Annotated in this window: 24 protein-coding genes and 1 pseudogene; 11 read left to right on the top strand and 14 right to left on the bottom strand. The window is 59.4% G+C overall.

Annotated features, from left to right (window positions below):
- Nucleotides 1–356: 356 nt before the first annotated feature.
- A complete protein-coding gene (locus QP891_RS10660; RefSeq protein ID WP_284771154.1) occupies nt 357–683 on the bottom strand; it encodes a PadR family transcriptional regulator in 327 nt (108 codons plus the stop codon).
- Nucleotides 684–1,153: 470 nt separating this feature from the next.
- Nucleotides 1,154–1,741: a three-helix bundle dimerization domain-containing protein gene (locus QP891_RS10655; RefSeq protein ID WP_284771155.1), complete on the bottom strand. Its 588-nt coding sequence runs from the start codon at nt 1,739–1,741 to the stop codon at nt 1,154–1,156.
- 166 nt (nt 1,742–1,907) lie between these two features.
- On the opposite strand from QP891_RS10655, the gene QP891_RS10650 reads away from it, so the two are divergent.
- The gene (locus tag QP891_RS10650; RefSeq protein WP_284771156.1) at nt 1,908–3,755 is read left to right on the top strand and encodes a chorismate-binding protein; all 1,848 of its coding nucleotides are present in this window, start codon (nt 1,908–1,910) and stop codon (nt 3,753–3,755) included.
- Nucleotides 3,752–4,504, top strand: coding sequence for an aminotransferase class IV (locus tag QP891_RS10645; protein ID WP_284771157.1), 753 nt, complete (start codon nt 3,752–3,754; stop codon nt 4,502–4,504). Before QP891_RS10650 ends, QP891_RS10645 begins: the two co-directional genes overlap by 4 nt.
- Nucleotides 4,505–4,586: 82 nt before the next feature.
- Here QP891_RS10645 and QP891_RS10640 read toward each other — a convergent pair whose 3' ends face one another.
- From QP891_RS10640 to glf, 4 genes are all read right to left on the bottom strand, one after another.
- Nucleotides 4,587–6,062, bottom strand: coding sequence for an ATP-binding protein (locus QP891_RS10640; RefSeq protein WP_284771158.1), 1,476 nt, complete (start codon nt 6,060–6,062; stop codon nt 4,587–4,589).
- Between the two features lie 160 nt (nt 6,063–6,222).
- The gene (locus QP891_RS10635; protein ID WP_284771159.1) at nt 6,223–7,152 is read right to left on the bottom strand and encodes an alpha/beta hydrolase; all 930 of its coding nucleotides are present in this window, start codon (nt 7,150–7,152) and stop codon (nt 6,223–6,225) included.
- 23 nt (nt 7,153–7,175) lie between these two features.
- Nucleotides 7,176–7,391 carry a hypothetical protein gene (locus tag QP891_RS10630; protein WP_284771160.1) on the bottom strand — a complete coding sequence of 72 codons (216 nt, stop codon included), beginning with the start codon at nt 7,389–7,391 and terminating at the stop codon, nt 7,176–7,178.
- A 62-nt stretch (nt 7,392–7,453) separates the two neighbouring features.
- Nucleotides 7,454–8,650, bottom strand: a complete 1,197-nt coding sequence (glf, locus tag QP891_RS10625; protein WP_284771161.1) for a UDP-galactopyranose mutase — start codon at nt 8,648–8,650, stop codon at nt 7,454–7,456.
- A 157-nt stretch (nt 8,651–8,807) separates the two neighbouring features.
- On the opposite strand from glf, the gene QP891_RS10620 reads away from it, so the two are divergent.
- The gene (locus tag QP891_RS10620) at nt 8,808–10,709 is read left to right on the top strand and encodes an N-acetylmuramoyl-L-alanine amidase (RefSeq protein ID WP_284817064.1); all 1,902 of its coding nucleotides are present in this window, start codon (nt 8,808–8,810) and stop codon (nt 10,707–10,709) included.
- A gap of 17 nt (nt 10,710–10,726) precedes the next feature.
- Here QP891_RS10620 and QP891_RS10615 read toward each other — a convergent pair whose 3' ends face one another.
- From QP891_RS10615 to serS, 6 genes are all read right to left on the bottom strand, one after another.
- On the bottom strand, nt 10,727–11,557 hold the full coding sequence (locus QP891_RS10615) for an HAD family hydrolase (protein ID WP_284771163.1): 831 nt from the start codon (nt 11,555–11,557) through the stop codon (nt 10,727–10,729).
- Between the two features lie 22 nt (nt 11,558–11,579).
- Nucleotides 11,580–13,127: a glycerol kinase GlpK gene (gene glpK / locus QP891_RS10610; RefSeq protein WP_284771164.1), complete on the bottom strand. Its 1,548-nt coding sequence runs from the start codon at nt 13,125–13,127 to the stop codon at nt 11,580–11,582.
- Between the two features lie 30 nt (nt 13,128–13,157).
- Complete coding sequence (locus QP891_RS10605) at nt 13,158–13,895, bottom strand: MIP/aquaporin family protein (protein ID WP_284771165.1); 738 nt, start codon at nt 13,893–13,895, stop codon at nt 13,158–13,160.
- Nucleotides 13,896–13,907: 12 nt separating this feature from the next.
- Nucleotides 13,908–15,632: a glycerol-3-phosphate dehydrogenase/oxidase gene (locus QP891_RS10600; protein WP_284771166.1), complete on the bottom strand. Its 1,725-nt coding sequence runs from the start codon at nt 15,630–15,632 to the stop codon at nt 13,908–13,910.
- 300 nt (nt 15,633–15,932) lie between these two features.
- On the bottom strand, nt 15,933–17,564 hold the full coding sequence (locus tag QP891_RS10595; RefSeq protein WP_284771167.1) for a lysophospholipid acyltransferase family protein: 1,632 nt from the start codon (nt 17,562–17,564) through the stop codon (nt 15,933–15,935).
- 27 nt (nt 17,565–17,591) lie between these two features.
- Nucleotides 17,592–18,848 (bottom strand): serine--tRNA ligase, encoded by a 1,257-nt coding sequence (serS, locus tag QP891_RS10590; RefSeq protein WP_284771168.1) that lies wholly within the window; start codon nt 18,846–18,848, stop codon nt 17,592–17,594.
- A 65-nt stretch (nt 18,849–18,913) separates the two neighbouring features.
- On the opposite strand from serS, the gene QP891_RS10585 reads away from it, so the two are divergent.
- Genes QP891_RS10585 through QP891_RS10575 form a run of 3 tightly spaced genes read left to right on the top strand, consistent with a single transcriptional unit; the run spans nt 18,914 to nt 21,088 of the window.
- On the top strand, nt 18,914–19,663 hold the full coding sequence (locus tag QP891_RS10585) for a GntR family transcriptional regulator (protein WP_284771169.1): 750 nt from the start codon (nt 18,914–18,916) through the stop codon (nt 19,661–19,663).
- 27 nt (nt 19,664–19,690) lie between these two features.
- The gene (locus tag QP891_RS10580) at nt 19,691–20,740 is read left to right on the top strand and encodes a septum formation family protein (protein WP_284771170.1); all 1,050 of its coding nucleotides are present in this window, start codon (nt 19,691–19,693) and stop codon (nt 20,738–20,740) included.
- Complete coding sequence (locus QP891_RS10575; RefSeq protein WP_284771171.1) at nt 20,741–21,088, top strand: metallopeptidase family protein; 348 nt, start codon at nt 20,741–20,743, stop codon at nt 21,086–21,088.
- Here the strand turns inward: QP891_RS10575 and QP891_RS10570 are convergent.
- Both QP891_RS10570 and pheA read right to left on the bottom strand, forming a co-directional pair.
- Nucleotides 21,085–21,738 carry a histidine phosphatase family protein gene (locus QP891_RS10570; RefSeq protein WP_284771172.1) on the bottom strand — a complete coding sequence of 218 codons (654 nt, stop codon included), beginning with the start codon at nt 21,736–21,738 and terminating at the stop codon, nt 21,085–21,087. The two genes, QP891_RS10575 and QP891_RS10570, sit on opposite strands and share 4 nt — an antisense overlap.
- Nucleotides 21,739–21,747: 9 nt before the next feature.
- Complete coding sequence (gene pheA, locus QP891_RS10565) at nt 21,748–22,656, bottom strand: prephenate dehydratase (RefSeq protein ID WP_284771173.1); 909 nt, start codon at nt 22,654–22,656, stop codon at nt 21,748–21,750.
- A 33-nt stretch (nt 22,657–22,689) separates the two neighbouring features.
- Here pheA and QP891_RS10560 point away from each other — a divergent pair, with 33 nt between their 5' ends.
- From QP891_RS10560 to QP891_RS11880, 5 genes and pseudogenes are all read left to right on the top strand, one after another.
- Nucleotides 22,690–23,826 carry an amidase gene (locus QP891_RS10560; RefSeq protein ID WP_284771174.1) on the top strand — a complete coding sequence of 379 codons (1,137 nt, stop codon included), beginning with the start codon at nt 22,690–22,692 and terminating at the stop codon, nt 23,824–23,826.
- On the top strand, nt 23,823–24,533 hold the full coding sequence (locus tag QP891_RS10555) for a CPBP family intramembrane glutamic endopeptidase (protein ID WP_284771175.1): 711 nt from the start codon (nt 23,823–23,825) through the stop codon (nt 24,531–24,533). Before QP891_RS10560 ends, QP891_RS10555 begins: the two co-directional genes overlap by 4 nt.
- A 59-nt stretch (nt 24,534–24,592) precedes the next feature.
- The gene (locus tag QP891_RS10550) at nt 24,593–25,888 is read left to right on the top strand and encodes an LCP family protein (protein ID WP_284771176.1); all 1,296 of its coding nucleotides are present in this window, start codon (nt 24,593–24,595) and stop codon (nt 25,886–25,888) included.
- 267 nt (nt 25,889–26,155) lie between these two features.
- Nucleotides 26,156–26,290, top strand: a pseudogene (locus QP891_RS10545) (IS256 family transposase); the annotation flags it as partial.
- Between the two features lie 53 nt (nt 26,291–26,343).
- Nucleotides 26,344–26,520, top strand: coding sequence for a transposase (locus tag QP891_RS11880; protein WP_350309155.1), 177 nt, complete (start codon nt 26,344–26,346; stop codon nt 26,518–26,520).
- Nucleotides 26,521–26,663 lie beyond the last annotated feature (143 nt).

The following is a 26,663-nucleotide window of genomic DNA, read 5'->3' as shown; positions in this document are numbered from 1 at the left end:
TGCAGCGAGGCTCGATTGATACCGAGCTTGGCTGATGCTTTGTTCAGCGAGAGGTCCTCATTGTTCTCATAGAGGGCTACGGCATCGCGTTTGAACTGTTCTCAGTACCTGGACATGGTGGTAGATTACCTTTCTTCCCAGCTCGACTGGGCTGGATATCAGGTGTCCACCAAATGGGGGTCAGGTCCCCACTCAAACGGACTTGACCGGCTCCAAACTCGTTCCTCAAGTTAACCCCAGCACCGTCACTTTCCATGACTCGTAGCATTTCTTGATTAATATCTGATTCGGAGACTGACCTTAACCTAAGCTCCCGAGCCAAGCTTTTCAGGTATTCGTCATTGAGAGTGCTCATGCTATTTCCCTTCCATCACATTGCGGATGCCGCTTAGTAAGTACTCCACGTCTTGGACGCCCTCATTGAGGGCATCTCGACCGGTGTCTGTAATCTGAATCATTTTCCGAGGAGGATCATCATGTAATTCCGCCCATCTCGAAGCAATGAGCCCTTCTTCCTCCAACCGAGTTAAAAGCGGATACACGGTACCGCTTTTAAAATCTCCAAGATTGAAACTTACGAGCATCTTTCTGATCTCATAACCGTATGACTCTCCCTTTGAAAGAATCGCCAGAATCGACAAGGGCAATACCGAAGATGCAATTTTACGAGTCCATTGCTTCACGAAACCTCCAACAAATATTTCAACCCAAGATAGGTCGATAACCTATATAGGTAGCATTTCTACCTACGATAAGGGTTGTCCCTCTAAAATGCGCGGACTTAAGTCAATTGATTTTCTTTACACCATTCTCAAAGAGAATATGGGCAATGGCACTAGCCCTGTCCTTAACCACAGGGGTCGCATTCAGCCGCTTACCAGCAACACCACGGAAACCAATGACGCCTGAATAGGCCAACTCTTCTATAAAAACGACACCACACGAAAGGACGCAACCGCTATTTGCGGGCAACCCCAATATTCTTAAAAGTGTCCGGATCCCCTCCTGCTACTTAACCCCTGTCTTCGACGCCGCGGGCTTCCGCTCGCGCCGCCCGCTCTATCTGGCCTACCACCGGAATGGAAGTACACTGCATGCATGATGAAAGGGCTGAGGTTTCCCTCAGCCCTTTTTGCTTTCGCCCTGCCTTAGGCTAGACGCGCACGGATTCAGTTACCGGGTCGATGCCCAGCTTGTTCAGCATGTAGTAGACGCGGGCCTCTAGGTCATCGGCAAGCTCGCGGGCCTGCTCAACGGCCTCAGCCGGGGCGATGTCCCAGATCTTGATGTCCTTGCCGGCTTCATCGCGCTCGACCTCGCGGCCCAGGTAAACGATGTAGTCCGGCATGGCCACGGTCCGCACCTCTTCAAGGTATTTCTTGGGCGCTTGGCCCATGCCGCGCTCGCTCATGACGTGAGCCAGGTGGTCATTGCCGTCATTTTCCGGGTGTGCGGCGGCGGTATCGACGTAGAGCGCCTCCCCCGCGTGCTTTTTGGTGAGGTCCGCGGCGGCCTTGGCCAGGGCGTGGTTATTGCCCGCGGCGAAGCGAACGTGGATCCGGTGGGCACCGAAGAACTCGCGCACCTCGCGCTCTACCAGCACGGGGATGAATTCCACGAGCCCGGCGCTAGCGGTGTGCTTGGCGATGACCTCGTCCAACTTCGCATCGATTTCAGCACGGGTATATCCGTGACCGTACTTGGTGTGCAGGTCGTGACGGAGGGTTTCAAACTGGTTCATTGTTATCCCCTTTCCTGGATTCTTTCCCCGTTTGCTTGTTGTTAACTTAAAGTTAACTTTACAACGCGGTGTGACATACGTCAATTGGTTGGTCATAACCCAGTAGTTAAGGCACGCGTGGAGCAAGTTACGCGTGGGGCGCACTGGGCTATAGACTCTGCCTTTGATGATCCTGCTCATTGATAATTACGACTCGTACACGTTTAACCTCGCCCACCTCATCGCAGAGGTCTCCGGAACCGAGCCGCTCGTCGTTCCCGCGGGCGAGGCCGCCAACATTCCAGATCGCGTGCGCGTCGGCGAGTTCAGCCACGTGGTTATCTCCCCTGGTCCAGGAACCCCGGAGGAAGAAAACGACTTTGGCATGTCCCGGCACGTTATCGAGGCAGCCGCCGCAGCGCGGATTCCCCTGCTCGGCGTCTGCCTTGGCCACCAAGGCTTGGCGATGCTCGCCGGTGCCCGCATAAGCCGCGCGCCCGAACCGCGCCACGGCTTTGTCTCCACCATTAGCCATTCCGGCGAGGGAATTTTTGCCACCATCCCGCAGGACTTTCAGGTGGTGCGCTATCACTCGCTGCACATTGAACCTGCCCCCGGCATCACCGTGCATGCCCGCAGCGAGGACGGCACCGTCCAGGCCCTCAAGGTCGATGGCCTGCCTCATTGGGGCGTGCAATTCCACCCCGAATCGGTGCTGACACAGCACGGCGCGACCCTGCTGCGCAATTTCCTCGGCGGTTTTCGCCTCCTCCACCGCGAGGTCCCCGGCGCGATTGACTGCCCCAGCGTCTTCGCGGCGCTGCAGGCAGACGGCAACGATGCCTTCTTCCTCGATTCCGCCGATGCGCGCGGGCGCTATAGCATTCTTGGCGATGCTACCGGCCCGCTTAGCCGCTCCTTTCGCTACCGGCTTGGCGATGCCCCCGATATCCTCACCACCCTCGAGCGTGAGCTATCCACGCAGGTCTTTGACGCGCCGGATCTGCCATTTACCGGCGGGGTGGTCGGCTACCTCGGCTACGAATGCGCGCAGCTTACCCTGCCCATCCAACTGCGCCACCGCTCGCCTTATCCCGATGCCTACTTCATCCGGCCGCAGTCCTTCCTCGTCTATGATCACCACCGGCAAGTAGCGCACCTGTGCTGCCTCGACGGCGACGGCGCGCAGGGCCTGCTCGACCGGCTGGAGGAAGCCCTGGAAGGTGGGCAGGTGGGAAGCGAGGGGGCATCGGCAAGCGCGGGTGCCTGGCGCACCACCGACTACCTGGCCCGGATCCAGCGCGCCCAAGAGCTCTTGCACGCCGGGGAAAGCTACGAGGTGTGCCTGACCGATACCTATTCCGCGCAGGCGACCGGCGATATTTATGCGGCGCTGCGCCGGCACAACCCGGCACCGTACGCGGCGCATCTGGTCTTTAACGGCGTGGAAATCTGCAGCGCTTCGCCCGAGCGCTTCCTCAGCGTGCGCGATAACCGCGTCGAGGCTAAGCCCATCAAGGGCACCATTCCGGCCCACCAAGACCCCGCGCTGCTTCGCGATGACCCCAAGACCCGCGCCGAAAACCTCATGATCGTAGACCTTTTGCGCAACGATTTATCCCGCGTGTGCGAGCCCGGCACCGTGCGCGTTCCGGGGCTGATGAACGTGGAAAGCTACGCCACCGTGCACCAGCTGGTCTCCACAATCACCGGCCAGTTGCGCCCCGGCGCCACCGCGCTCGATGCCATCCGCGCTGCTTTCCCGCCCGGCTCCATGACCGGCGCGCCGAAGCTGCGCACCTGCGAGATCATCGATGCCCTCGAGGCAGGACCCCGCGGCGTGTATTCCGGAATCGTGGGCTACCTCGGCTATTCCGGCGAGGCGGATTTCAGCGTGGTGATCCGCACTGCGGTGCGCGCGGGTTCCGAGGTCACTGTTGGCGCCGGCGGGGCCATCGTCCTCGACTCCGATCCCGCAGCCGAGCTGGCCGAAAGGAACCTCAAAGCCCAATCGGTCCTAGGGGCGTGGTCATGAGCTCCTATATCTGGCGCGACGGCGCCTTTATCCCCTGCACCCCACCGGCCGACCCCTGCACCGTGGCCGATTCCTGGCGGCATTCGGCAGGCCGCACGCACGGCCTCCACCTGCACTTGGAGCGCTTCGAATCCGCCGCCGGGACCTTGCCCGCCGGCTTCGTCCCCGCCATGCTGGAGCTACTTTCAGGCGGCGAGCTCTTCCCCCGCATCGCGCTCATAGCCGGTGAGCTTTACCTCGATATCCGGCCCGCCCCGGCGCCGCGCGCCCACACGCGCCTTACTTACGTTAAGGCCCCCGATCCCCGCGTACAGCCCCTAGTCAAAGGTCCGGACCTGCCCGCCCTGGCTGCTTACCGCAGCCAGTATCAGGAAAGTGGCACCGATGACACCGCGATTGTCGATGCCCACGGCGCCATCGCGGAAACGACCACTGGCGCGCTCATCGCCTGGGACGGCGACACGTTCCTGCTTCCTACCGGAGTGCGCTTGCCCAGCGTGACCCTGCGCCAGGTCCTGGACCGCTGCAAAGACTTGAGGATTTCCACCGCGCAGCGCCCGTTGACCCCGGCACTCGCTGCGGAATATCCCCTGTGGTTCATCAATTCACTGCACGGCATTAGCCCCGTCAGCTCCATACACACACCACACGGTTCCATCACCCCGCCACCGCACCCGGCGGCCGCAAGCTGGCAAAACTGGTGGTGGCGGGGTTTTAGCCCCGCGGGTGCAGGCGAACACTGCACATAACACTCAACACAACACTCAACATGTGCAGTGTTGTGTTGAGTGTTCGTGTTGAGTGTTGAGTGTTGGATGATCAGCCGCCTGCCTATTTAACCAATCGATACCTCTGTTTAGGGCTGCGCAAAGGCTCCGTACGCTCGATCCGTCCACTATCTACCAATTGGTTCAGGATTCTGCGCACCCCACCTACAGAAATCCCGGCAGCCGCCGCAAGCTCACGGCTATTCGCAGACTGATGCTGGGCCAAATACTCCATAATCCGTTCACTAGAACCGCCGTGTATAGACGCACTCCGCTCCGGCAAAGTCATTTCACGCCGTTCAAAAGTTAACGTAAACGTGGTCAACGAATCCGCCGGCTTCGGCGGAGGAAGGAGTGTCTTTTGCAGCTGATCAAGAATCTCAATGTATCCAGTTCCACGGTTTTCCGCCACGTACCCAGACCCTCCGGAAATCGCCGTTACTTCCAATAGCTTAGACAGGTGCTGATTCCTCGCACTTGTCATGCCTGGATTCCCAAGGTTATTGACGTTCACCATTCCAAAAAGGCCACCCGGATTAATGATTTCTAGCCGGTCAGCGTACATATCAACCTGAACCTGTGTCCCTCTAGCCTGAGGAGAATAGTCCCTGTGCATGAGCGCATTAGCAACCGCTTCCCTGACCGCTACTGGAGGATAATCCGGCAAGTCTTCTCGGAACGCTCCATCGACCACGCCGCCTACCCGCATATTTTTCTCAACCGCGAAAACCACCGCTGGCACCAATTCCGGAATCGGGCCTACAAAACTCGCGTTATCAACAAATCTTTGACCTTTGGTCGAGGTCTTGGCCGTTCCCGCATAAGCAGTAAAAGTTACGTTGAGCCGCGGGAAAAATTCTTGCGGATAAATGCCGGCTACTAATAAGCCAGCCAAGGTCGGATGAACTTCCCCATCCTCTCCTACGCCGGTAAGATGCAGGGCTTTCAATGCCCTTTCATCAGAGAACTTGCCAAAAATCCCAGGCCGCAGGCTACGTTCGCGCTCTAGGATTTGCTGGACGATGTCCCGATCGAGGTCTGCAATAGTAGCCGCCTCCACGACCTCCAGATCCCACGAGGGCTGCATCTTATTTTCTTCGAGACGATCGATTTCATAGGGCTTCAAAGGCCGGTCTTCATCGTGCTCGCGAATGTAGCTCCCGTTATATTTAGATTGCGCAGTAACCCAGCACGGTTTATCAAAAGGCGCAAGCTCGGGAATTTCCGCAACTACTACCGGCGCGCCATCGACAGCACCAATTTCTACATCGGCACGGATAGCAGGGGTCAATTTCTCCGCGCATGCCTCCACAAATGCTTTGGCTATGGACTCGGCTTGGAAGCCTTCGACGGGAAGAAACCCCGACTCCTCATCGAGGCCGAAGATGATCGTTCCACCTTTTCCGTTGGCAAAAGCAGACACCGACCGCGTTATCTTCTTGGGCAGGCCTCCACCAGCTGCTTTTGCTTCAACCGTGCTGGTGTCTTTGCCTATGGCACGCAAATTGTGAACAATCTGCTCAATTTCTTCTAGGTCCATCGTTTCCCCGTTTGCCTCTCACCTTCAGCCGAGCATTACACATAACACTACACATAACACTCAACACAACACTCAACATGTGCAGTGTTGTGTTGAGTGTTCGTGTTGAGTGTTGGGTGTTCACGCCGAGCTTTCTATTAGCTCCGGCAGATCGCGGCCTTTAGCCTTGGGCTCGCAGCGCACGCTTTAATTCGCTGCCAATAATGGTGCGCGCAATCAACGCATCCGAAATAATCCCGCCCATCTGGACGAACGGATGGACTTGACCCTTAAATTCGATAGAACTCACTACATTGCCCGCATTGAGCATTCGCTCAGCGTAGTCACTTACCTCAGAGACCAACGCATCGAGTTCACCGGTGATCACTGTCGCTGGGGGTAGCCCCGCCAGTTCGCCATTCCTGCCGGGTGACATACGGATATCCGTGCGGTCTGCAGTGCCCGCATAAGAATCATAAAAATAGTTAAGGCGCCGTCGAGTGAGGTAGTAGCCGCCGCTAAAGTCCGAGTGGGATTGCGTATCAAAGGTGGATAAATCCATGACGGGATAAATCAGCACCTGATGCGCCAGCTGATCGCGCAGTTCTTGTGCGATGACCGCTGCGATATTGCCGCCGGCGCTGTCACCGCCCACGGCAACGCGGGCTGGATCGACACCAACCCCCAATTCTCCTTGTAGCACCCCGTCTACTACCGCCCGGCAATCATCCAACGGTGCCGGGAAGGGGTGTTCCGGTGCACGACGATAGTGCACACTGATACACATAATTCCCGATTCTGCGGCAATATCCCGCACGGTTGTATCCGTGGTCTCTAAATCCCCCAGCACCCAGCCGCCTCCGTGGAAGAAGATGAAGGCGGGCCCTGCCGGCTGGGCATCGGAAAGCTCCCGCTCCTCCGGTATATAAACCCGCACCGTGACACCGCGCACCGAGGTCTCATACACAGACGCCATCCGGGTTTTCTTGCCCCACGCCGCTGCCGTTTTCAGCTGGGCGGCACGGTTTTCTTCCGGGCTACGCGTATCTAGCTGTGGGGCATCCTTGTTTAAGTCGAGGAATTTTTGGGCTTCAGGCTGAATGAACACCATAAAAATACTTTCCAGTGCTGCATCTATTGAGCAATGCGAGCACTCATAATTGCGGGGTTAAGTAGCGGAAAGGCCCGCCGGATGTTCCGGCAGGCCTTCTTTGCTTGCTGCTTTTTCTTATCGGGAATGCGCGTTGCGCGGCTGCGCAGTTTCAAATGCTCCTGGAGCCGCTCCGGGGACATCTTCCACATGCTGCGGTCCGCGTGCCCGGGCTTGGTGTATTTCTTGCGTTGAGCCATGCCGTCACCTCCTAACCTGTCAGGTGACTAAGCATAGCGTGCCCAGGGCGAATTAGCAGCTCTTAGTGTCCGCGCTCTTGCTGGATGGCCTTGCCCTCGTTCCAGAAGGGTACGAGCTTGTTATCGAATAGGGACAGCGCAGCGCCGATGGCCATGTGCATATCCAAGTACTGGTAAGTGCCCAGGCGGCCGCCGAATAACACCTTGTTCTCCTTGGCTTCTTGGGCGGCTAGTTTGCGATATGCCTCCAGCTTGGAGCGATCCTCCGGGGTATTGATGGGGTAATACGGCTCATCGCCCTTATCGGCAAAGCGCGAGTACTCCTTCATGATGACCGTCTTATCGGAGGGATAACGGTCCTTGCGCTCCGGGTGGAAGTGGCGGAACTCGTGGATGCGGGTGAAGTCCACATCAGCATCGTTGTAGTTCATCACCGGGGTGCCCTGGAAGTCACCGGTATCGAGGACCTCGAGGTCGAAGTCCAAAGTGCGCCAGCCGAGCTCGCCTTCGGCGAAGTCAAAGTAACGGTCCAGCGGGCCGGTGTAGATAACGGGAGCATCCGGGGACTCGGCGCGCAGATCCTCGCGGACATCGAACCAATCGGTATCCAGGCGGACCTCGATGTTTTCATGATCCGCCATGTTTTCTAACCACGCCGCATAGCCATCGACGGGCAGGCCTTCATAGGTGTCGTTGAAGTAGCGGTTATTGAAGGTGTAACGCACCGGCAGGCGGGTGATATTGCTGGCTGGCAGTTCCCTAGGGTCGGTCTGCCACTGCTTGGCGGTGTAGTCCCGGATGAACGCCTCATAGAGCGGGCGGCCAATGAGCGCGATGGCCTTTTCCTCCAGGTTCTTGGCCTCATCCGCAGAGAATTCGCCGGCCTGGTCCTTGATCAATTCGCGGGCCTCATCGGGCGAGTAGTAACGGCCAAAGAATTGGTTGATAAGCCCCAGCCCCATGGGGAATTGGTAGGCGGTGCCATCGTGCATGGCAAAGACGCGGTGCTGGTAGTCAGTAAAATCAGTGAACTGGTTGCAGTACTCCCACACGCGCTTATTAGAGGTGTGGAAGAGGTGCGCGCCGTATTTGTGCACTTCAATTCCGGTAGTGGGCTCCGCCTCGGAGTAGGCATTGCCACCCAGGTGCTCGCGGCGCTCAACAATGAGCACCTTCTTTCCCAGCTGGCTAGCGGCCCTTTCCGCAACGGTCAGGCCAAAGAATCCGGAACCAACAACGATGAGGTCATAAGAAGTCATGGCTTCCACTTTATTGCACTCCAGCGGGGAACACGGGTCATCGGCGTGTCGCAACAAGATTCACAGCTGTCACACTCGTAGCATCACTATCAACTGTTAACTTTTGGCAACCGTTTTTACAGCTACACCGGCACTTACTCAACCCAGGGAGAATAGAGTGAAGCAACGACGTCGACTAGTTCCCACGAGGTCAACGTGGACCACACCCGTCATCGCGACGGTTTCCTCCATTGCCCTCGTCATGGCGGCCGCATTCGGCGGCCAGCAGGTCCTTAAAACCCAGGACTCTGGTTCTGGCGGACCCATCGAGGTTAAAAACGCCTCTGAAAGCTTTAGCAACGCCGACTCCGTCGTCGTTGATGATCCCGCCGTGGCAGCGCAAGGCGATGGCGAGGGCCCGCGTGCCGTCAAGCACTTCCACCGCGACGAGGCGTTCAACATGTTCGCCGTGACCTGGGAGGGCAAGCGCGACGTGCACTCCTTCGTCCGCTCCAAGCAGGAGGACGGCTCCTGGAGCGAATGGTTCGATATGGATGCCATGAACTACGGCGATGGCAAGAACGGTACCGAGCTTATTTACGTGGGCGATACCAACGATGTACAGGTATCCATGGCCAATGTGGACCTCGTAACCGGTTCCAACCTGGATGACGATGCTGAGTTGCCCGATAAAGCAACCGGTGCTGCGGATGCCAACCGCGCCGCCGCGCAGCCCTATAACGTCGGCAATATCGCCCCAGTAGCTGATGAAAACAACACCGACCGCACCACCGTGTCGGACCTGGATGCCGTCTTTATGGACGGCAATGCCCAAGAAGGCCAAGCCATCGAATCTACTGCCGCCACCGATGGCATGCCAAAGGTAGTGTCCCGCTCCGGATGGGGCGCCGATGAATCTAAGCGCTGCCAGCAGCCCACCTACGATGACGGCATCAAGGCGATGACGCTGCACCACACCGCGGGCTCCAATAACTACACCCCGGCACAGGCCGCCGCGCAGGTTCGCGCTGCCTATGAATACCACGCTCAGAACCTGGGCTGGTGCGATATTGGATACAACGTGCTCGTGGATAAGTTCGGCACCATCTACGAAGGCCGCTACGGCGGTCTCGACAAGGCCGTCCAGGGCGCACACGTTGGTGGCTTCAACTCCCACAACTGGGGCATCTCCATGATTGGCAACTACGAAAATGAAGAACCGTCAGAAAAGATGCTGAACTCGGTGGCAGAAATTGCCGGGTGGAAGGCCGCGATCTCCGGCATCGATCCCACGGGCACCGCTACCCTGACCTCTGGTGGCTTTGGCGGATCCCGCTTTCCAGCCGGCGCGCAGGCTACGGTACCCGCATTCAGTGGACACAATGATTTCCACTACACCCAGTGCCCGGGTCGCTACACCACGCAGAACTGGCAGCAGATCCGCGATAACACCAAGCAGAAGTACAACGCGGTTAAGGCTGGCGGTAACTCTGCTGCAATGAACTGGGATAAGAAGTCGCCATCGAGTAACGGCGGTCATTCCACCCCGGGCGAGGCCACCTCCTCCATCGGCGGGGTGGACATTCCGGTATCGACCATCCAGGCCTTGGCAGGCATCGCCGCCGCCGTATTCGGCGTCTTGGTTGCCAATGACCGCGTGGCACAGCCGGATGCTGATAAGAAGCTTGCCGGTGACCTGACCGCTGGCGATATTCCGAATATCGTCAACAAGGTTGTGCAGCTTTCTAATAACGAAGGCCTCAAAGAATCCTGGACCTCCGTCCTGAACGCCTTTGGTCCCGTCTTGGGTCTCGCCGTTGGCGGACCGGACACCACCGATTCCGGCAAGATTATGTACCAGCTCTTCAAAAACGGTGTGGTCCTCTCCTCCGAGGACTCCGAGGCAAAGGCCCTGACCGGAGAGATTGCCAAGAAGTGGGCGGAAGGCGATAACGCTTCCAAGCTCGGCCTGCCCACCACAAACGAGATGAAAGACGGCAAGGAAATCCGCGTTCAGTTCCAGGGCGGCGAGATTGTCTACAACATGGATACCGAAAAGGTAGACATTTACACCGACTAACCTCCCCGTGGAGCGGGTTAGAACCAGCGCTCCAATACCTTTGCCACGCCCGCCTGGTGGTTGGCCACGGTGACCGCATCAGCGGCCGCCTTCACTGCCGGGAGGGCGTTTTCCATTGCCACCCCGCAGCCGGCCCAGGTGAGCATCTCAATATCGTTGGGCATATCCCCAAAAGCAATGGTCTCTTCCTGCGCTATCCCATGCTGGTTGGCCAACCACTCCACACCCCGGCGCTTGGTGACATTAGGGGCCGCGACCTCTAATACACCCTCCTGCATGGAATAAGTAATATGCGCCAGCTCCGGATCAATATGGGGAGCAATCAAGTCGTAGAGTTCCGGTGCGGAATAATCCGTATTCCGGATAAGCAGCTTGACCACCGGCTGCGCCACCAGCTCGCCCACGCTGACCACACCAAAGCCCTCAAAGAGGGCATTTTCGGAGTAGTGAGGGTCGACCACGAAGAGCTGATCGGGGGCATCGGCAAGCGAACCGCCCGCCCGCTCTGCGCCAAAGCCAACCGTGCCGAGGACGCGCTGCGCTACCGTCACCACCTCTTCTAGCGCGTCTGGATAAAGCTCCCGCGCCGATAGCACGCGGTCCTCTGCGGAATCATAGAGCACCGCCCCATTTGAGGTCACGCATACCGGGCGCACCGTAAGCTGCTCCAGGACCGGTTCTATCCAGCGAAAAGGCCTGCCGGTGGACAAAGCAAAATAAGCACCCTGCTGCACCGCCCGCGCCACTGCGTCGCGGTTGCGACGCGGGACGCGATGATTGCGGTCCAGCAGGGTGCCGTCAATATCACTCGCGATGAGCCGAGGGGCCCGGGTAGGGAGAGTATCCATACCCGCGAGTTTACTTCAGGACTTAAAAGTCCAACTCATCCTCATCGGAGTCTTCCCAGTTCAAGGAACGCTTGATAGCGCGCTTCCATTCACCGTAGAGGTAATCCACCTCTTCTTGCTCCATCTTGGGCTTGAATACGGTGAGGTCACCGCGCTGGGTATCCAGAATGCTGAGGTCTTCCCAGAAGCCATTGTCCAAACCGGCAGCGACAGCGGCGCCGGTCGCGGTGGTCTCAATGTTCTTCGGGCGGTGTACCTCCACGCCCAAGATGTCAGCCTGGAACTGCATGAGCAGCTCGTTGGTGGTCATGCCACCATCCACGCGCAGCTCGGTGATTTCCACGCCGGAGTCCGCCACCATGGCATCTGCCACATCGCGGGTCTGGTAAGCGGTTGCCTCGAGGACGGCGCGAGCCAAGTGTCCACGGTTGGCAAAGCGGGTCAGGCCCACGATGACGCCGCGGGCATCGGAACGCCAGTGCGGGGCGAAGAGACCAGAGAATGCCGGGACGATGTAAACGCCGCCGTTATCCTTGGTCTCCCGCGCCAAGTTCTCGATGGCAGAGGAATTAGGAATGAGCTGCAGGTTATCGCGCAGCCACTGCACCAAGGAGCCACCCATAGACACGGAGCCTTCCAGGGCGTATACGGGGCGCTCGCCCTCGCGCTGGAAACAGACGGTGGTCAGCAGGCCGTTTTCAGAGAACTTCGGGGTGGTACCGGTGTTCAGCAGCAGGAAGAGGCCGGTGCCGTAGGTGTTCTTGGCCGAACCCGCGCGGAAGCAGCCTTGGCCGAACATAGCGGACTGCTGGTCACCCAGGATGGCGCGAATGGGAACGCCAGCGAGGGAACCGCGCTCGCGGACGGTGCGGAAATCACCCAGGGACGGGCGGATCTCCGGCAGCATGGACATCGGAATGCCCATTTCCTTACACAGCTCTTCGTCCCACTCCAGCTTTTCGATGTCCATGAGGAGCGTACGCGAAGCGTTGGTCACGTCTGTTGCGTGCAGCGCTTCCTTGTCGCCGTCTCCCTCGGCACCGCCGGTCAGGTTCCACAGCAGCCAGGAGTCAATGGTGCCGAAGAGCAGGTCGCCCTTTTCGGCGCGCTCGCGGACGCCATCGACATTGTCGAGGATCCACTTAACCTTCGGGCCGGCAGGATAGGAGTTGATCAGCAGGCCGGTGCGGCGGCGCCACTTATCTGGGCCCTCTTCACCAGCCAATTCCTTACAGATAGCGGAGGTGCGGGTGTCCTGCCAGACGATGGCGTTGTAGACGGGCTCGCCAGTGTTCTTATCCCACACAACGGTGGTTTCGCGCTGGTTGGTGATACCGACGGAGTCGATATCTTCTACTGTTATATCGCCATTGGCCAAAGCCTCCCCCACGGCGCGGCGGGTGTTGCTCCAGATCTCCTGCGGGTCGTGTTCTACCCAACCCTTTTCTGGGAAGATCTGCTCGTGCTCGAGCTGGCCCACGGATACCTGATCGCCATCGTGGTTGAAGATGATGCAGCGGGTTGACGTGGTTCCCTGGTCAATAGCTGCGACGTATTTCTTATCACTCATGTGTCTAATTTCTCCTGTATAGGGGTTGGATTAAAGCGCAATGGACAGTAGACCAACGGCGACGGCCGAAAGCAGTGGGCCAACAATCGGCACCCAAGCATAGCCCCAGTTAGCGCTGCCCTTGTCCTTAATGGGTAGAACGAAGGCGTACATCAAGCGTGGACCCAAGTCACGAACCGGGTTGATGGCGTATCCCGTAGGCGTACCCAGGGACAGGCCGACGGCGACAACAACGAACGCCACACCGAAGTAGCTCAGCGGTCCCAGCTCGCCGCCGGCAGGGCCGAAGGCGATGAACATCAACAATACGGTAGTAGCGATGAACTCGGTCACCGTATTCCAGCCATTGTGCGGGTGAGCAGGAGCCGTGAAGAAGATACCGGCGGTTTCAGAATTGGCACCGGTGACATTGCCCTCTTCGTCGTAGTTATTCGCATCGAAGAGCTGCTTGAATGCGGCCCAGGCCAGGAAGGCACCGAACATAGCGCCCAGGATTTGGCCCAGCGCGTAGAACGGAACCAAGTTCCATTCGAGCGAACCATTGAGTGCGAGCATGAGCGTTACCGCAGGGTTCAAGTGACCGCCGGAGGGGTCGGCGACGCTGGCGCCGACGAAGACGCCCATGCCCCAGCCCAAGGCAATAACAATCCAGTCGGAGCCACGAGCGCCCGAGGTGCGGAGGTTTACCAGCGCGCACACGCCATTACCAAGAAGCAGCAGCAGCGTGGTGCCGATAAACTCCCACAAAAATGCATCAGATCCAGCCATAAGTGTCTCCCCTTATCCTTGAGTCTCGGTCGGACGAGCGGAGCCAGCGCGGACCAGAATGTCGTTAGCTTCGCGGTCAGTTACAGCTGCCTCAGCGGCCAGCTCTGCCTCGGTGTGCTTGGTGAAGGTATCCACCTCGAGCTGCTTGTCTTCCTCGCTCCAATCCAGCAGCGGAGCAACGAAGTCCGCAACAGCGGGAGCTGCGTTGACGCCACGGTCACCGAATTCGATGGCAACGCGGAGGCGACGGGTCAAGATATCGTCCAAGTGCAGCGCGCCCTCATGGGTGACGGCGTAGCGCACCTCAGCCCAGAGGTAGGTCTCTGCGCCAAGAACGGGCTCGAGCAAGGACTCGTCATCCTGCGCAGGAGCCAGAACCTCACCCAAAAGCGAACCGTAGCGGCCGAGCAAGTGCTCGATGAAGTCCTCGCTCAGGTTGTAGCGGCGGGCCAAGGTAGGAATCTGGTTGGCCAGTGCGTGGTAGCCGGCAGCACCCAGGATCGGGGTGTGCTCGGTGATGGATTCCGGCACCTTGCCGCCGAGTTCTTCCACGGCCAGGTCAACTGCATCCTTACCGATGACGCGGTAGGTGGTGTACTTACCACCGGCAACGGAAACCATACCCGGAGCTACGCGAGCCACGGCGTGGTTGCGGGACAGGTTGGTGGTGGAATCGGACTTACCGGATAGCAGCGGGCGCAGGCCGGAGTAGACACCGACGATGTCATCACGGGTGATCTGGCGGCGCACGCGCTGGTTGACCTCATCCAGGATGTAGTCAATATCCGCCTTGGTGGGGGCGGGATCCGGCAGGGATAGGCCCTTTTCCCAGTCGGTATCGGTGGTACCGATGATCCAGTAATCGCCCCATGGAATGACGAAGAGGACGGACTTTTCGGTCACGAAGCACAGTGCTGCTTCTGCATCCAGGGCATCCTTTGGCACGACGATGTGCACGCCCTTGGAAGCGTGAACGGTGAACTTGCCTTCCACACCGGCCAGCTCCTGGATCTTGTCGTTCCAGACGCCGGTGGCATTGATGAAGACCTTACCGCGCACGGTGGTCTCGCGGCCGGTGGCGGTATCACGGACCTTAGCGCCAACGACGCGGCCGCCGCGGTCCTTGTCAAAGCCGATAACTTCGGTATTGGTGCGCACATCGGCGCCGTACTCAGCGGCGCTGCGCAGCACGGTCATGGTGTGACGGGCATCGTCCACCAGGGTGTCGTAGTAGCGCACACCGCCGACGATGGCGTCTTCCTTCAGACCCGGGGTGACCTTAAGGGCGCCCTTGCGGGTGAGGTGCTTTTGCATCGGCACGCTCTTTGCGCCACCCATGAGGTCATAAAGGGTAAAGCCACCGAACATCATGACGCGTTCCCATACGTGGTGGGTGAGCGGGAAGATGAACTTCAGCGGCTTGACTAGGTGGGGAGCCAACGTAGACATGTTGAGCTCGCGTTCCTTCAGGGACTCTGCCACGAGGCGGAAGTCAAACATTGCAAGGTAGCGCAGGCCACCATGGAACATCTTGGAAGAGCGGGAAGAGGTACCTGCGGCGAAGTCGCGGGACTCCAGCACTGCGGTCTTCAAACCGCGGGTCGCTGCATCCAGTGCCGCGCCGGCACCTACGGAGCCACCACCGATGATGACCACATCGTAGTCCTCATCCGCGTAGCCATTCCACACATTTTCAAAATATTCGGGGTTAAAGGATTGATTGCTTTGCTGGGTCATTAGAGACCGCATCTCCTTCCTTGGTGCTCATGTGTGCTTGCTCCGACAAACAATGAATGAGATGGCGTAAGCACAGCTAAAAGCAAGTTTTGGATGATTCATGATGGCGACTATTGCACTCTAAAAAGAAGAGCCAATATCTCCTATCTCCTATGCTAGAGGTCACCGGGTAAACATTCACTAGAGGTTTCTCACACGTAACTTCCGGCCCCGTAAGCAGTCAATTTCCGCCCTTTGCTTAGTCATTCAAAAAGAAAACCACCCCCTCGCGGGGGTGGCAACGTCAACGTTTGCACGCGGCTAATCTTTTTGTAGCCGGGCCATCGCTTCCAGAACCTCGGACATACCTGCGCGCTCGGCGGAATAGGTCACTGCCTGCGCCTCCTTGACCACCTCGATGGGTGCGGTCTCTAGGGCAACGACCGGGATGTGATTCAAAAATTCTTCATCCCCTGGCTCATTACCAAAGATCAATGTCTCGCTCGGCTTGGCGTCCAAATCATCTAGGATGCAGTCCACGCCGGCGGCGGCCGTGGCCGAGGTGACCTTCATCGCTTCCTTGTCCACCAGCGGCTTTTCGGCCTGTTCATCAAGCTGGATATGCCACACCGCCTGCGGGACATCGAGATCCGCATCGCACGACACCACGATGAGTACCTCCGCCGCGGGGTAGATGCCTTCTAGCGCCGCCTTCAACCGCGGGGTCAGGGCACCATCTTCCCAGTTCAGCGTGCTTTGATGCGCCACTACTACGCGCGGGATGTCAGAAAACTGGGCCTTGAGCCGGTGCGGCAGGCGGGAAACGATCAGGCGCGATTGGGTCGCCGCGGCGAGCAATCCTTGCTCTACCACGGATCCTTCCCAGATCTCCTTGCTGCTTGCGGCAATTGAGGCCTGGGCCTGCGCCACATCGGTCTTCAATTGCGCCATGACATCGGCGACCTTATCCCTGCCTTCATCCAAGCCACGGGTCGCCTCTTCCACCACGGCATTGAGATTGGTTTTGACCCACTCCAAGGTATCGGCCGCGATGTGCTTCTTTTCCTGTGCCTCGTCGCCTTCGTGTATTTCCTGGGCTTCCTTGCCTTTGGCAGAGGCCATGTGGTTGCGTACGAGTTCAACGGAGGAAACGGAAACGCGCTCTTTGAGCCCTACCAAGTCATCGCGCAAACGACGCACCCGGTGCCGCTCCGTTTCCACCTCCGCATCGCGCGCCTCGGCCTCTTCCAGCGCCGGGGCGGAACCGCCCTTGCGCGCGGGCACCCAATATTCGCCGGCGGGCATGGGTCCGAACTCCGCCTCGTAATCCTCCCAGAGTCCCTCCAGGGCCGCCTGCATGCGGCGGCGGATTTCTGCGGTATCGGCTTCTGGATCCCCGGTGGGATAATACGGCTCGAGCGCGGCGATAAAGACCGGAGTCTTGGTGCGTCCCAAGTTCTTCTTGTGGCCCTTTGTCCACAGGCGCTGCGAACCAAATATCACCTGCGGTACAACCGGCACGCCGGCTTCAAAAGCGATGCGGGATGCGCCGGTTTTCATGCTGCGGATTTCAAAGCTGCGGGAAATCGTGCCTTCAGAAAAGACGCCGACGAGCTCGCCGGCTTCGGCAAGCTCCACCGCCTTGCGCAAGGACTCTTTGCCATCGATGCGATCTACCGGCACGTGCCCCATGGCACGCAGCAGGGCGCCCACGCCCGGGGCACTAAAGATGCTGGCCTTAGCCAGAAAACGCACTAGACGCTTTTTGCGATAGGCAATGAACGCACCGAAGAGAAAATCCATATACCCGGTGTGATTGCACACGAGGACGGCGCCGCCGTCATCGGGAATATTTTCTTCCCCTGACAGACGCATCTGCAGGCCTTGGGCCAAGGTGAGGCCGCGCCCAATGTGGGTGATCTGGCGGTACAAGAAATTCGTCGCAGCGTTCATGGTGCTCCTTTGGGTTTGCTCCGCAGGCTACTGCGGCGTGAGAACATCCTTGCCCACGAATGGGCGCAGGGCCTCTGGAACAACGACGGAGCCATCGGCTTGTTGGTGGTTTTCCAAAATCGCCACGATCCAACGGGTGGTGGCCAGGGTACCGTTCAAAGTGGCGGCTACCTGCGTTTTCCCGTTCTCATCGCGGTAACGGGTAGATAGGCGGCGGGCCTGGAAGGTCGTGCAATTGGAGGTAGAGGTCAGCTCGCGGTAGGTGCCCTGGGTTGGCACCCACGCCTCGTTGTCGAATTTGCGGGCAGCAGAAGAGCCCAAGTCACCGCCGGCGATATCGATGGTGCGGTACGGCAATTCCATCGCAGCCAGCATTTCCTTTTCCATAGCGAGGAGCTTTTGGTGCATGTCCTCGGCATCTTCCGGCTTGCAGTAGACAAACATTTCTAGCTTGTCGAATTGGTGCACGCGCAGGATGCCGCGGGTGTCCTTGCCGTGGGAACCGGCCTCACGGCGGAAGCAGGAGGACCAGCCCGCGTATTGCAGGGGGCCATTGGACAGATCGATGATCTCATCCTTGTGGTAGCCGGCCAAGGCTACCTCGGAGGTGCCCACGAGGTAGCGATCATCGGCCGGGAGGTAGTAGATCTCATCGGAGTGCTGGCCCAAAAAGCCCGTTCCGGCCATGATCTCTGGGCGCACCAGAACCGGCGGGATCATCAGCTGGAAGCCGGCTTCCCGTGCCTTCTGCGCCGCCAACATCAGCATGCCGAGCTGCAAAAAGGCGCCATCGCCGGTGAGGTAGTAGAAGCGAGCACCGCCGACCTTCGCACCGCGCTTGACGTCAATGAGCCCCAGGGACTCGCCGAGCTCAAGGTGGTCCTTTGGCTCGAAATCGAAGTGCGGGATCTCGCCTACTTCTTCAACGAGAACAAAGTCATCTTCGCCGCCGGCGGGCGCGCCTTCGACGACATTATCGATCTTGTACTGCAGCTCTTCCACCGTGGCCTCAGCCGCGGACCGAGCCTCTTCTGCCTCTTTTACCTTGGCTTTCAGCTCATCTGCGCCTTCCAGCAACGCTGGGCGCTCATCTGGGGAGGCCTGACCAATCTTCTTACCCAGGGATTTCTGCTGGGAACGCACCTCGTCTGCCTTCTGGATGGCAGAGCGACGCTTCTCATCGGCTGCGAGGAGCTGATCCACGAGCGAGGGGTCTTCCCCACGGGTGACCTGAGAGGCGCGGACAACGTCTGGGTTTTCACGGAGTAGCTTGAGATCAATCACGGAACTGATTCTAGCGCACTGCCTTTGCCTTGCCGTGGTAATAACCAGCGAATTATTATGGAATCATGTCCTCCTTAGAATTGCCGGCCCGCGAGATTAGCGATGGCCCTACCCCCAAGCACGCACAATTGCACGATATTCTGGAGGAATTATGTAATACCACCCTCAAACCCGGTGATATCCTCCCTGGTGAGAGGCTCCTGGAAGAGACCTACGGTGTCTCCCGCATTACGGTGCGCCGAGCCATCGGGGATCTCGTTGCCGCCGGTAAATTGCGCCGCGTGCGCGGAAAGGGCACGTTCGTTGCCCCCAACCCCTTGGTATCGCGCCTGCACCTGGCCTCCTTTTCCGATGAAATGAGCGCCCAGGACGTGGTGGCCTCCTCCAAGATTCTCAACAGCGGCCGCGCTAGCGCACCGGAGGCGGCCACCAACTTCTTTGGCACCCCTGCCACAGAGGAACAGATTCATTTGCGCCGGCTGCGCTTGGGCGATGGCGAGCCTTATTCCATCGATGACGGCTGGTACAACTCCACCTTTGCGCCGAGCCTGCTGGAAAATGACACCTATAACTCGGTGTACTCGATTTTGGATAAGACATTTGGTGTCCCCATCACGGACGCGGACCAGACCGTATCCGCCATTGCCGCCAATGAGGAGATTGCGCCGCTTCTCGATGTCCCCGTGGGTTCCCCACTGCTGCACATCGTGCGCTGCTCGCGTTCGGAGGATAAGCCCGTGGAATGGTGTTCCTCGGTCTACCGCACCGATAGGTACCACCTGAATACCCGCGTTTCCCGGGATACCTCAATCTAGAAAAGACCCTGCTTAAGGGGTAAGATAATGGGCCTTATGAAGAAATCACCTGCGTGGCGTTCCGCTGTGGCCGTCCAGATTGCCTTGATCTCAGCAATCGCGGCGGCCGTTTTCATGGGCATCTACGGCATTGTCAGCAACCACGGCTCCAACGGGTCCGATAATACGGCCTCTTCCGGGCAGTCCGCTGAGGGCGGTGCGGATGGCTCGGGATCTTCCGATCCCAAAACGGAGCCTTTTACCTCCGCTTCCGCCGGATCCTGCGTGACGTGGGATATCAACGAGGATGGTTCTGCCGCTTCCTTCAAAGAGGTGGAATGCTCCGAGCAGCACCGCTTCGAGGTCTCCACCGTGGAGGATCTCAGCGTCTACCCCACCAGTGAATTCGGCCCAGATGCCTCGCGGCCCGCGCTTACCCGCCAGCACCAGCTGCGCGATGAGCTCTGTGAATCCGCCACGGTGAGCTACCTGCACAGCAAGTGGGATCCGCACGGCAAATACGATATTGCCTCCATCCTGCCGCCGGAATCCGCGTGGAATAACGGTGACCGCACCCTGCTGTGCGGCCTACAAACCACCGATGATCACGGCGTACCACAGTTGACCACCGGCAATGTCGAGGCCTCCGAGCAGGCCAATCTGGCTAAGCCGGGCGAGTGCTTGGCCATCGATGATCAGCAGGTACCGCACGTCGTGGACTGCGGCCAGCCACACCAGTTGGAGACAGTATCCGTCATCGACTTGGGCAAGAAATTCCCCGACGCGTACCCGGATGGCAAGGAGATGGATAAATTCCTCTCGGATACCTGCACGGCCGCCGCCGAGGACTACCTGGGTGGGGAGGAGCAGCTCTACCAATCCACGTTGCAGCCGTTCTGGGGAACCGTGTCTGAAGAGTCCTGGAATGGCGGTACCAAGTCCGTGAACTGCTCGCTCGTCCACGCCCGCGATGATGGCGGCTTTTCCTCCATCACTGGCACCGCCACCGGTGGCCGCCAAGCGCTATCCATCGATGGCAACCCGCCGGAGGACCGCCCAGAGCGCAACCCGATTCGCGATAATAAGCCGGCACCGTAAATGTATTCCGTTTCGGAAGAGCGCTTCGAGGAGATGGTCAATGACGCCCTCGATCAGGTGCCCGATGAATTCGTGCGCAAGATGCGCAACCTAGTGATCATGGTGGAAGAGGAAAACCCCGATGATCCCACCTTGCTGGGGCTCTATGAGGGCGTGGCCCTACCCCAGCGCACCTTCGACCACACCGGGTATTTGCCCGATGCGATCTTCATCTACCGAAACACGCTGCAGCGCTGGAGCACATCAGAAGAAGACTTGGCCGAGCAGGTCAAGGTCACGGTCTTCCACGAGCTAGGCCATTACTTTGGCATGGAAGAACACGAGCTGCACCAGCTGGGCTGGGGTTAGAGATCGATATCGGCCCAGCGGGTAAGCGTCCATTCGCCGAATTTCTTGCCACGCGGCTCCATCACGGTAAAGCGGCAATTGGGCATATAGCCGGTATAGGCAAAGTCCGCATCCGCGCCGGTGGCGTGCTTGGTTACCACCCGGATGGCGGCGCCGTGGCTGACGAGGATGACATCGCGGTCATCGGCAAGCTGCGCCGCGATCTCTTCCAACGCGGGCTGGAAACGCGAAAGCACGTCCTGAAGCCGCTCGCCGCCTTCCATGGCGGCCTGGCTATCGCCATAGCACCAGCCGCGCATGGCCGTATCGTGGCTGCGGTGGGCGGCCTCGCTGGCATCGAGCTCCCAATCGCCGGCGAAAATCTCCTGCACATTCGGGATGACATCGATGGGAATGGAAAAGCGTGGCAGGCCCCGCTCCTGTTCAAAGGCGCGCGCCGCCAAGGTGGCGGTCTGCTGCGCCCGCAGCGCAATCGAGCACTTGAATTCGACCTCGCGCTCGCCCACAAAACCCGCTAGCTCCCGGCCCACCTCCGTGGCCTGGTTGCGCCCCAGATCCGTAAGCTCCGCGCCCGGCGGCCGGGTATCAAGCAGCCGGGAGACGTTGGAATGGGTTTGGCCATGGCGCAGCAGGATGATTCTTCCAGTCATGCGTCCAGATTATTGACCCCTGCGCGCCCTCGCCACCCAGGCATCCGCCTCTGCCAGGTCCCGCGGTGGGTGGCCGGCGGGCGTCGCGGTGGGCCAGGAGCCCAAAAAGCGCAGTTCCTCCGCCCGCAACCACACCGCGCGCAGGGCCTCAGCAACCGGCTGGTCATCAATATGCCCAATCAAGTCCACATAGAAGCGGTAGTTACCAAAGGTTTGGCGCGTCGGCCGTGACTCAATCCGGGAGAGATCCACCCCACGGTAGGCAAAATCTTGCAGGGCCCCCACCAGGGTTCCCGGCTGGTTGGGCAGGGTGAAAATGACGCTGGTGCGATCCTGGCCGGTGCGCGCGGTCGGGCGCCCCGGCAGGCCCACCAACACAAAGCGGGTGGCCGCGCCCTGCACGTCAGCCACGCCGCTCGCCCTGGTTTCTAGGCCGAAGATTTCAGCCGCCCGCGCTGGCGCCGCCGCAGCGTCGACCTCGGCGCGCGCTACGGCCTGCGCCGCCGCCGCATTCGAACTAGCCGGCACGAATTCCACGCCCGGTGAGTTCTCTGCTACCCAGCCGCGGATTTGTTGGAAGGCCACAGGGTGCGTGCTCAGGCGCGTGATGTCTTTCGTTCCCGGCCTTGTCATGATGCTGAAGGTAACGGGGATATCTACCTCACGGTAAATCTGTACGGGATCGCCTTCTACCAGTGCATCAAAGGTCGTCGTCACCGCACCATCCACGGAGTTTTCTATGGCGACGCAGGCATAATCGGCCTGCCCAGCGCGCACGGCCGCCACCGCCGCCGATGGCGAGTCCACCGGCAGGGTCTCTACGGTCTCCCCGCGTGCTTCCCACTCGGCGGCGAATTTGTGCACGGCGGCCTCCGTGAACGTACCGGCGGGGCCTAAGAAAGCGATGGTTGTAGTCATGCCCGTCACCTTAGCCCACTAGACTGGTGCGCCATGGACTTTTCCATAGAACGACTGCGCGCAGAGGTGCAGGGCATGAGCCCCGCAGAGCACGGTTTTACCTACCTGGATCTGCAACGCGCGCCTACCCGCACCGGCGGGCTGCGCGAGTGGGTCCTATCTGCAAAGGATCTCAACGATGTCGCGGGCATGCCCACCACTTTGGGCAATGCCAAGCGCACGTACTATCCCGCGGTCAGCGAGCCGTTCATCGCGACATTGGAAAAGCAGGGCGCGACGTTCATTGGCAAGTCCTCCACCCCGGAGTTGGGCTTGCGCGTCGATACGGAGCCTGTGGATCTTCCCCACCCCGATAATCCCCTTTATCCAGGCCGCACCCCGGGCGGATCTTCTGGCGGCGCGGCCGTCCAGGTAGCCCGCGGCCTCGTGCGCGCGGCCCAGGCCAGCGATGGCGGCGGTTCTATTCGCGTTCCCGCCGCGGCCTGCGGGGTCGTGGGGTTTAAGCCTGCGGGCAGCAACCTCGGCACGGAGGGGTTTATTACCCGCACCGTGGCCGATAATGCGTTCCTGCACGGCCACCGCATGATCACCCCGCGCGCCCGCATTGGGCTCTTACTGGAGCCGCTTTTTGCCGCGACCCGGGTGGAGGCCCACCATCTGCGGGCGGCACGCGAGGCCGCAGATCGGCTGCGCGCCGCGGGGTTCGAGGTCGTCCCCATTGCGCCGTATCGGCAGGCAGCGGCCACATTTGCGCACTTCCGCGAGATTTTTACCTCCAGATTTGTGGGGCTGCCGCAGGCAGAAGGCTACGCGGCTTGGGTGGCCCAGCAAGGCGCTACCGTAACCGCCGCCGAGCTAAGCGCCGCGCAGCGCCATGTCCGCCACCTTCCGGAGCTCTTGGCGCAGCAGTGGCGGGTCGATGCCATTATCACGCCCATGCTCACCGCGGATCCCCCGCCGCGGGGGCATTTCCTGTCCCTTCCGCACGCGGAGAATTTCGACGCCCAAACGCGCTGGTCCCCCTGGGCCTCGCTGTTTAATATGGCCCAATTGCCCGCCATTTCCGTTCCTTGGGCCATCCCCGCGCACCCGCCCGTCGGCGTGCATGTGGGAGGCATTACGCTTTCCGATGCCCAACTTTTAGGCCTCGCCCACATCCTGCACCCATGACCAAGAACCTCCGCGCCGAGCTACTCATCGTCCTGACCCTGACCTTTGGTATTTCCGGGGTCCGGGCGGTGCTGCGGCTTATCAATTCACTGGCCGCCCCGCAGTTGCTCAATGAGCAATCCGTCACACTCAACTCCAGCCAATCCAGCCTGGCGTGGGTGGATTTGGGCCTGCAATTGTGCTCGGCGGCGGTCCTTTTTGCCTATGGTGCGCTGGCACTTTTCCTGCTGGCACAAGACCACATTAAACCCGCCGCCTACCGCGCCTCTGATTGGTTGCACGGCGCGGGACTAGCCGCGCTCATTGGCATCCCAGGCCTCGTTTTGTATTTCGTCGCGGTGCAGTTTGGCTGGAGCAAAGAGGTCATCCCCGGTGACTTCGACAATGCGTGGTTAGAAATCCCGGTATCCCTCATCAAGGCCGCCGCCAATGCCTTTGCAGAAGAGACCGTGGTGGTCATGTGGCTGATGACCAGGCTGCGCCAGGCGCGCTGGTCGCTGCCGGCCGCCTTGGCGGCAAGTTCCATCCTGCGCGGTTCATATCACCTGTACCAGGGGGTATCGGCCGGCTTTGGCAATATCATCATGGGCATAATCTACGGCTACTACTATCACCGCACCGGCCGCGTGTGGCCGCTTATCATCGCGCACTTTCTTATCGATGCCATCGCTTTCCTCGGCTATTCCTTCGGCCTTTCTGTACTTTAAGTGTGGCTTGCTCGCGGAGAAAGCGGGGGAATTGGCCGGCGCCTTGTAAGGTATAGCGCATGACTGAATCAGGACGAGATCCGCATCGGGAGGCGCGCCGCGCTGGCGATAGCTCATCCAGTGAGTTCGTCCTTGGGGCCGATGGCCGTCCCCTCAAGGACCGCTACGGTCGGCCCATTCGCCGCCGGCCGCGCACGAATCGTGCCGAGCCGCAGCAGCATATCCCACGCCAAGAAACTCCTACCCGCTACCCCAGCCAGTACCGGGCCCAGCAGCAGCGTTCCGCGCAGCAACCACCACAGCGGCCACAACAGCCACAGCAACAGCCGCCACGGCGACCACAACGATCGCAGCCGCAATCGCCGCAGCAGTTGCAACAGCGCTACCAGCCACAGCAAGCGCAGCAACCGCCCCGCCACCATTCCAAGCCACACAGTCGCCGGAAAAAGACCAATCCAGTCAAACGATTCTTTGGCTGCGCCGGCATCTTTGTCCTCTTCGTCGTGGTGTGCAGCCTTATCTTCGCGCTGTGGGCCGATACGCGCCTGACCCGCGTGGATGCCCTCCCGGATGAGCAGGTGGCCAATACCTCTGGCACCAATTGGCTGTTGGTGGGATCCGATTCCCGCCAGGGCCTATCCGAAGAAGACCAACAAGCGCTCGGCACCGGTGGCGATGTGGGCGAGGGACGCACCGATACCATCATGCTCCTGCATATCCCGCGCTCCGGCCAAGCCCAGCTGGTCTCCATTCCGCGCGATAGCTACGTGGAAGTACCCGGCTTCGGCATGGATAAGATCAACGCCGCCTTTGCCTACGGCGGGCCAAAGCTCCTCACGCAAACCGTGGAGGGCAATACCGGCCTGCACATTGATCACTATGCCGAAATCGGCATGGGTGGTTTGGCCAATGTGGTCGATTCCGTCGGCGGCGTTGATATTTGCGTTGCAGAGCCCATCAATGACCCGCTGGCGGGCATCGATCTGCAGGAAGGCTGCCAGAAGCTAGAGGGAAGCGATGCGCTGGGTTATGTGCGCACCCGCGCCACCGCAATGGGCGATCTCGACCGCGTGCAGCGCCAGCGCGAATTCTTCGCGGCGCTGCTAGACAAGATCACTTCCCCAGCGACGCTGATTAACCCCTTCCGGTCGATTTCCCTGATTAACCACACCGCCTCCTCTTTCATCGTGGGCGATGGCGACCACGTATGGCACCTGGCCCGCGTAGCGCTTGCGATGGGCTCCGGCGTGGATACGGAAACCGTCCCCATCGGCGGGTTCCAGGACACCGTCGTGGGCAATGTCGTGCTCTGGGACGATGAAGGCGCTCAACAACTCTGGGACTCCATGAAATAACTAGGCACACTTGTGGCAGTGCCCTACTGCAAAAATCCGTTAACCATTCCTACGCGACTGAACTCATCCGTACCTAGAAGCGGGATGACGATTTTCAGACGGAAGTCGTGGCGTTCATGTGGGTGTCACGGTGGAACGCGGCTACGCTCCACCAAAGCTTGAGATACCGAATCCTGGGCTCAGGTCCCCGTGCTGGCCAACTTATTGTGCGAAAATATCTAATGGTTTGTGTGTAGGTTCCCAACCTACATAAGGAGTTAAGCCAGTATGACTAGTGTGGCACGACGAGATCCGGCTGATAAGGCCAAGATTGATGCGATTGAAAAGAAGCTTCTTGCTAACCCTGAAATCGCGAAACTTGATTATGAGCTAGGCACTTCCACCACGGATGCCAATGAGGTTACCCTCGTTTAGTGGACACCCGATTGGTGCGGATCTTGTGTCCGTAAGAGAGGATGTTCATTGTGAGTCAACAGCGCAAGAAGTACACACCTGAGTATCGACGTGAAGCCGCGAACCTGGTAATCGAGTCAGAACGCCCGATTGCTCATGTGGCTAAGGAGATTGGTGTCACACCTGGTCTTTTAGGTCGGTGGGTGAAAAATGAGCGTCAACGCCTAAGGCTCTTCTGATGGGCTAAGCCAAGCGGATCTTCGTGCTGAGAATGCTCGTCTGCGTCGTGAGTTGGCAGAAGCCACGATGGATAATGAGTTTTTGTCACAAGCGACAGCCTTCTTCGCTTTAAGGCAACGCGATCAGAAAAGTTCGAATTGAT

Source organism: Corynebacterium sp. MSK310, assembly GCF_030227355.1.
In the GTDB taxonomy this organism is placed as follows: domain Bacteria; phylum Actinomycetota; class Actinomycetes; order Mycobacteriales; family Mycobacteriaceae; genus Corynebacterium; species Corynebacterium rhinophilum.
The sequence above is the reverse complement of the archived record's forward strand: the minus strand, read 5'-3'. Positions and strand labels throughout refer to the sequence as shown.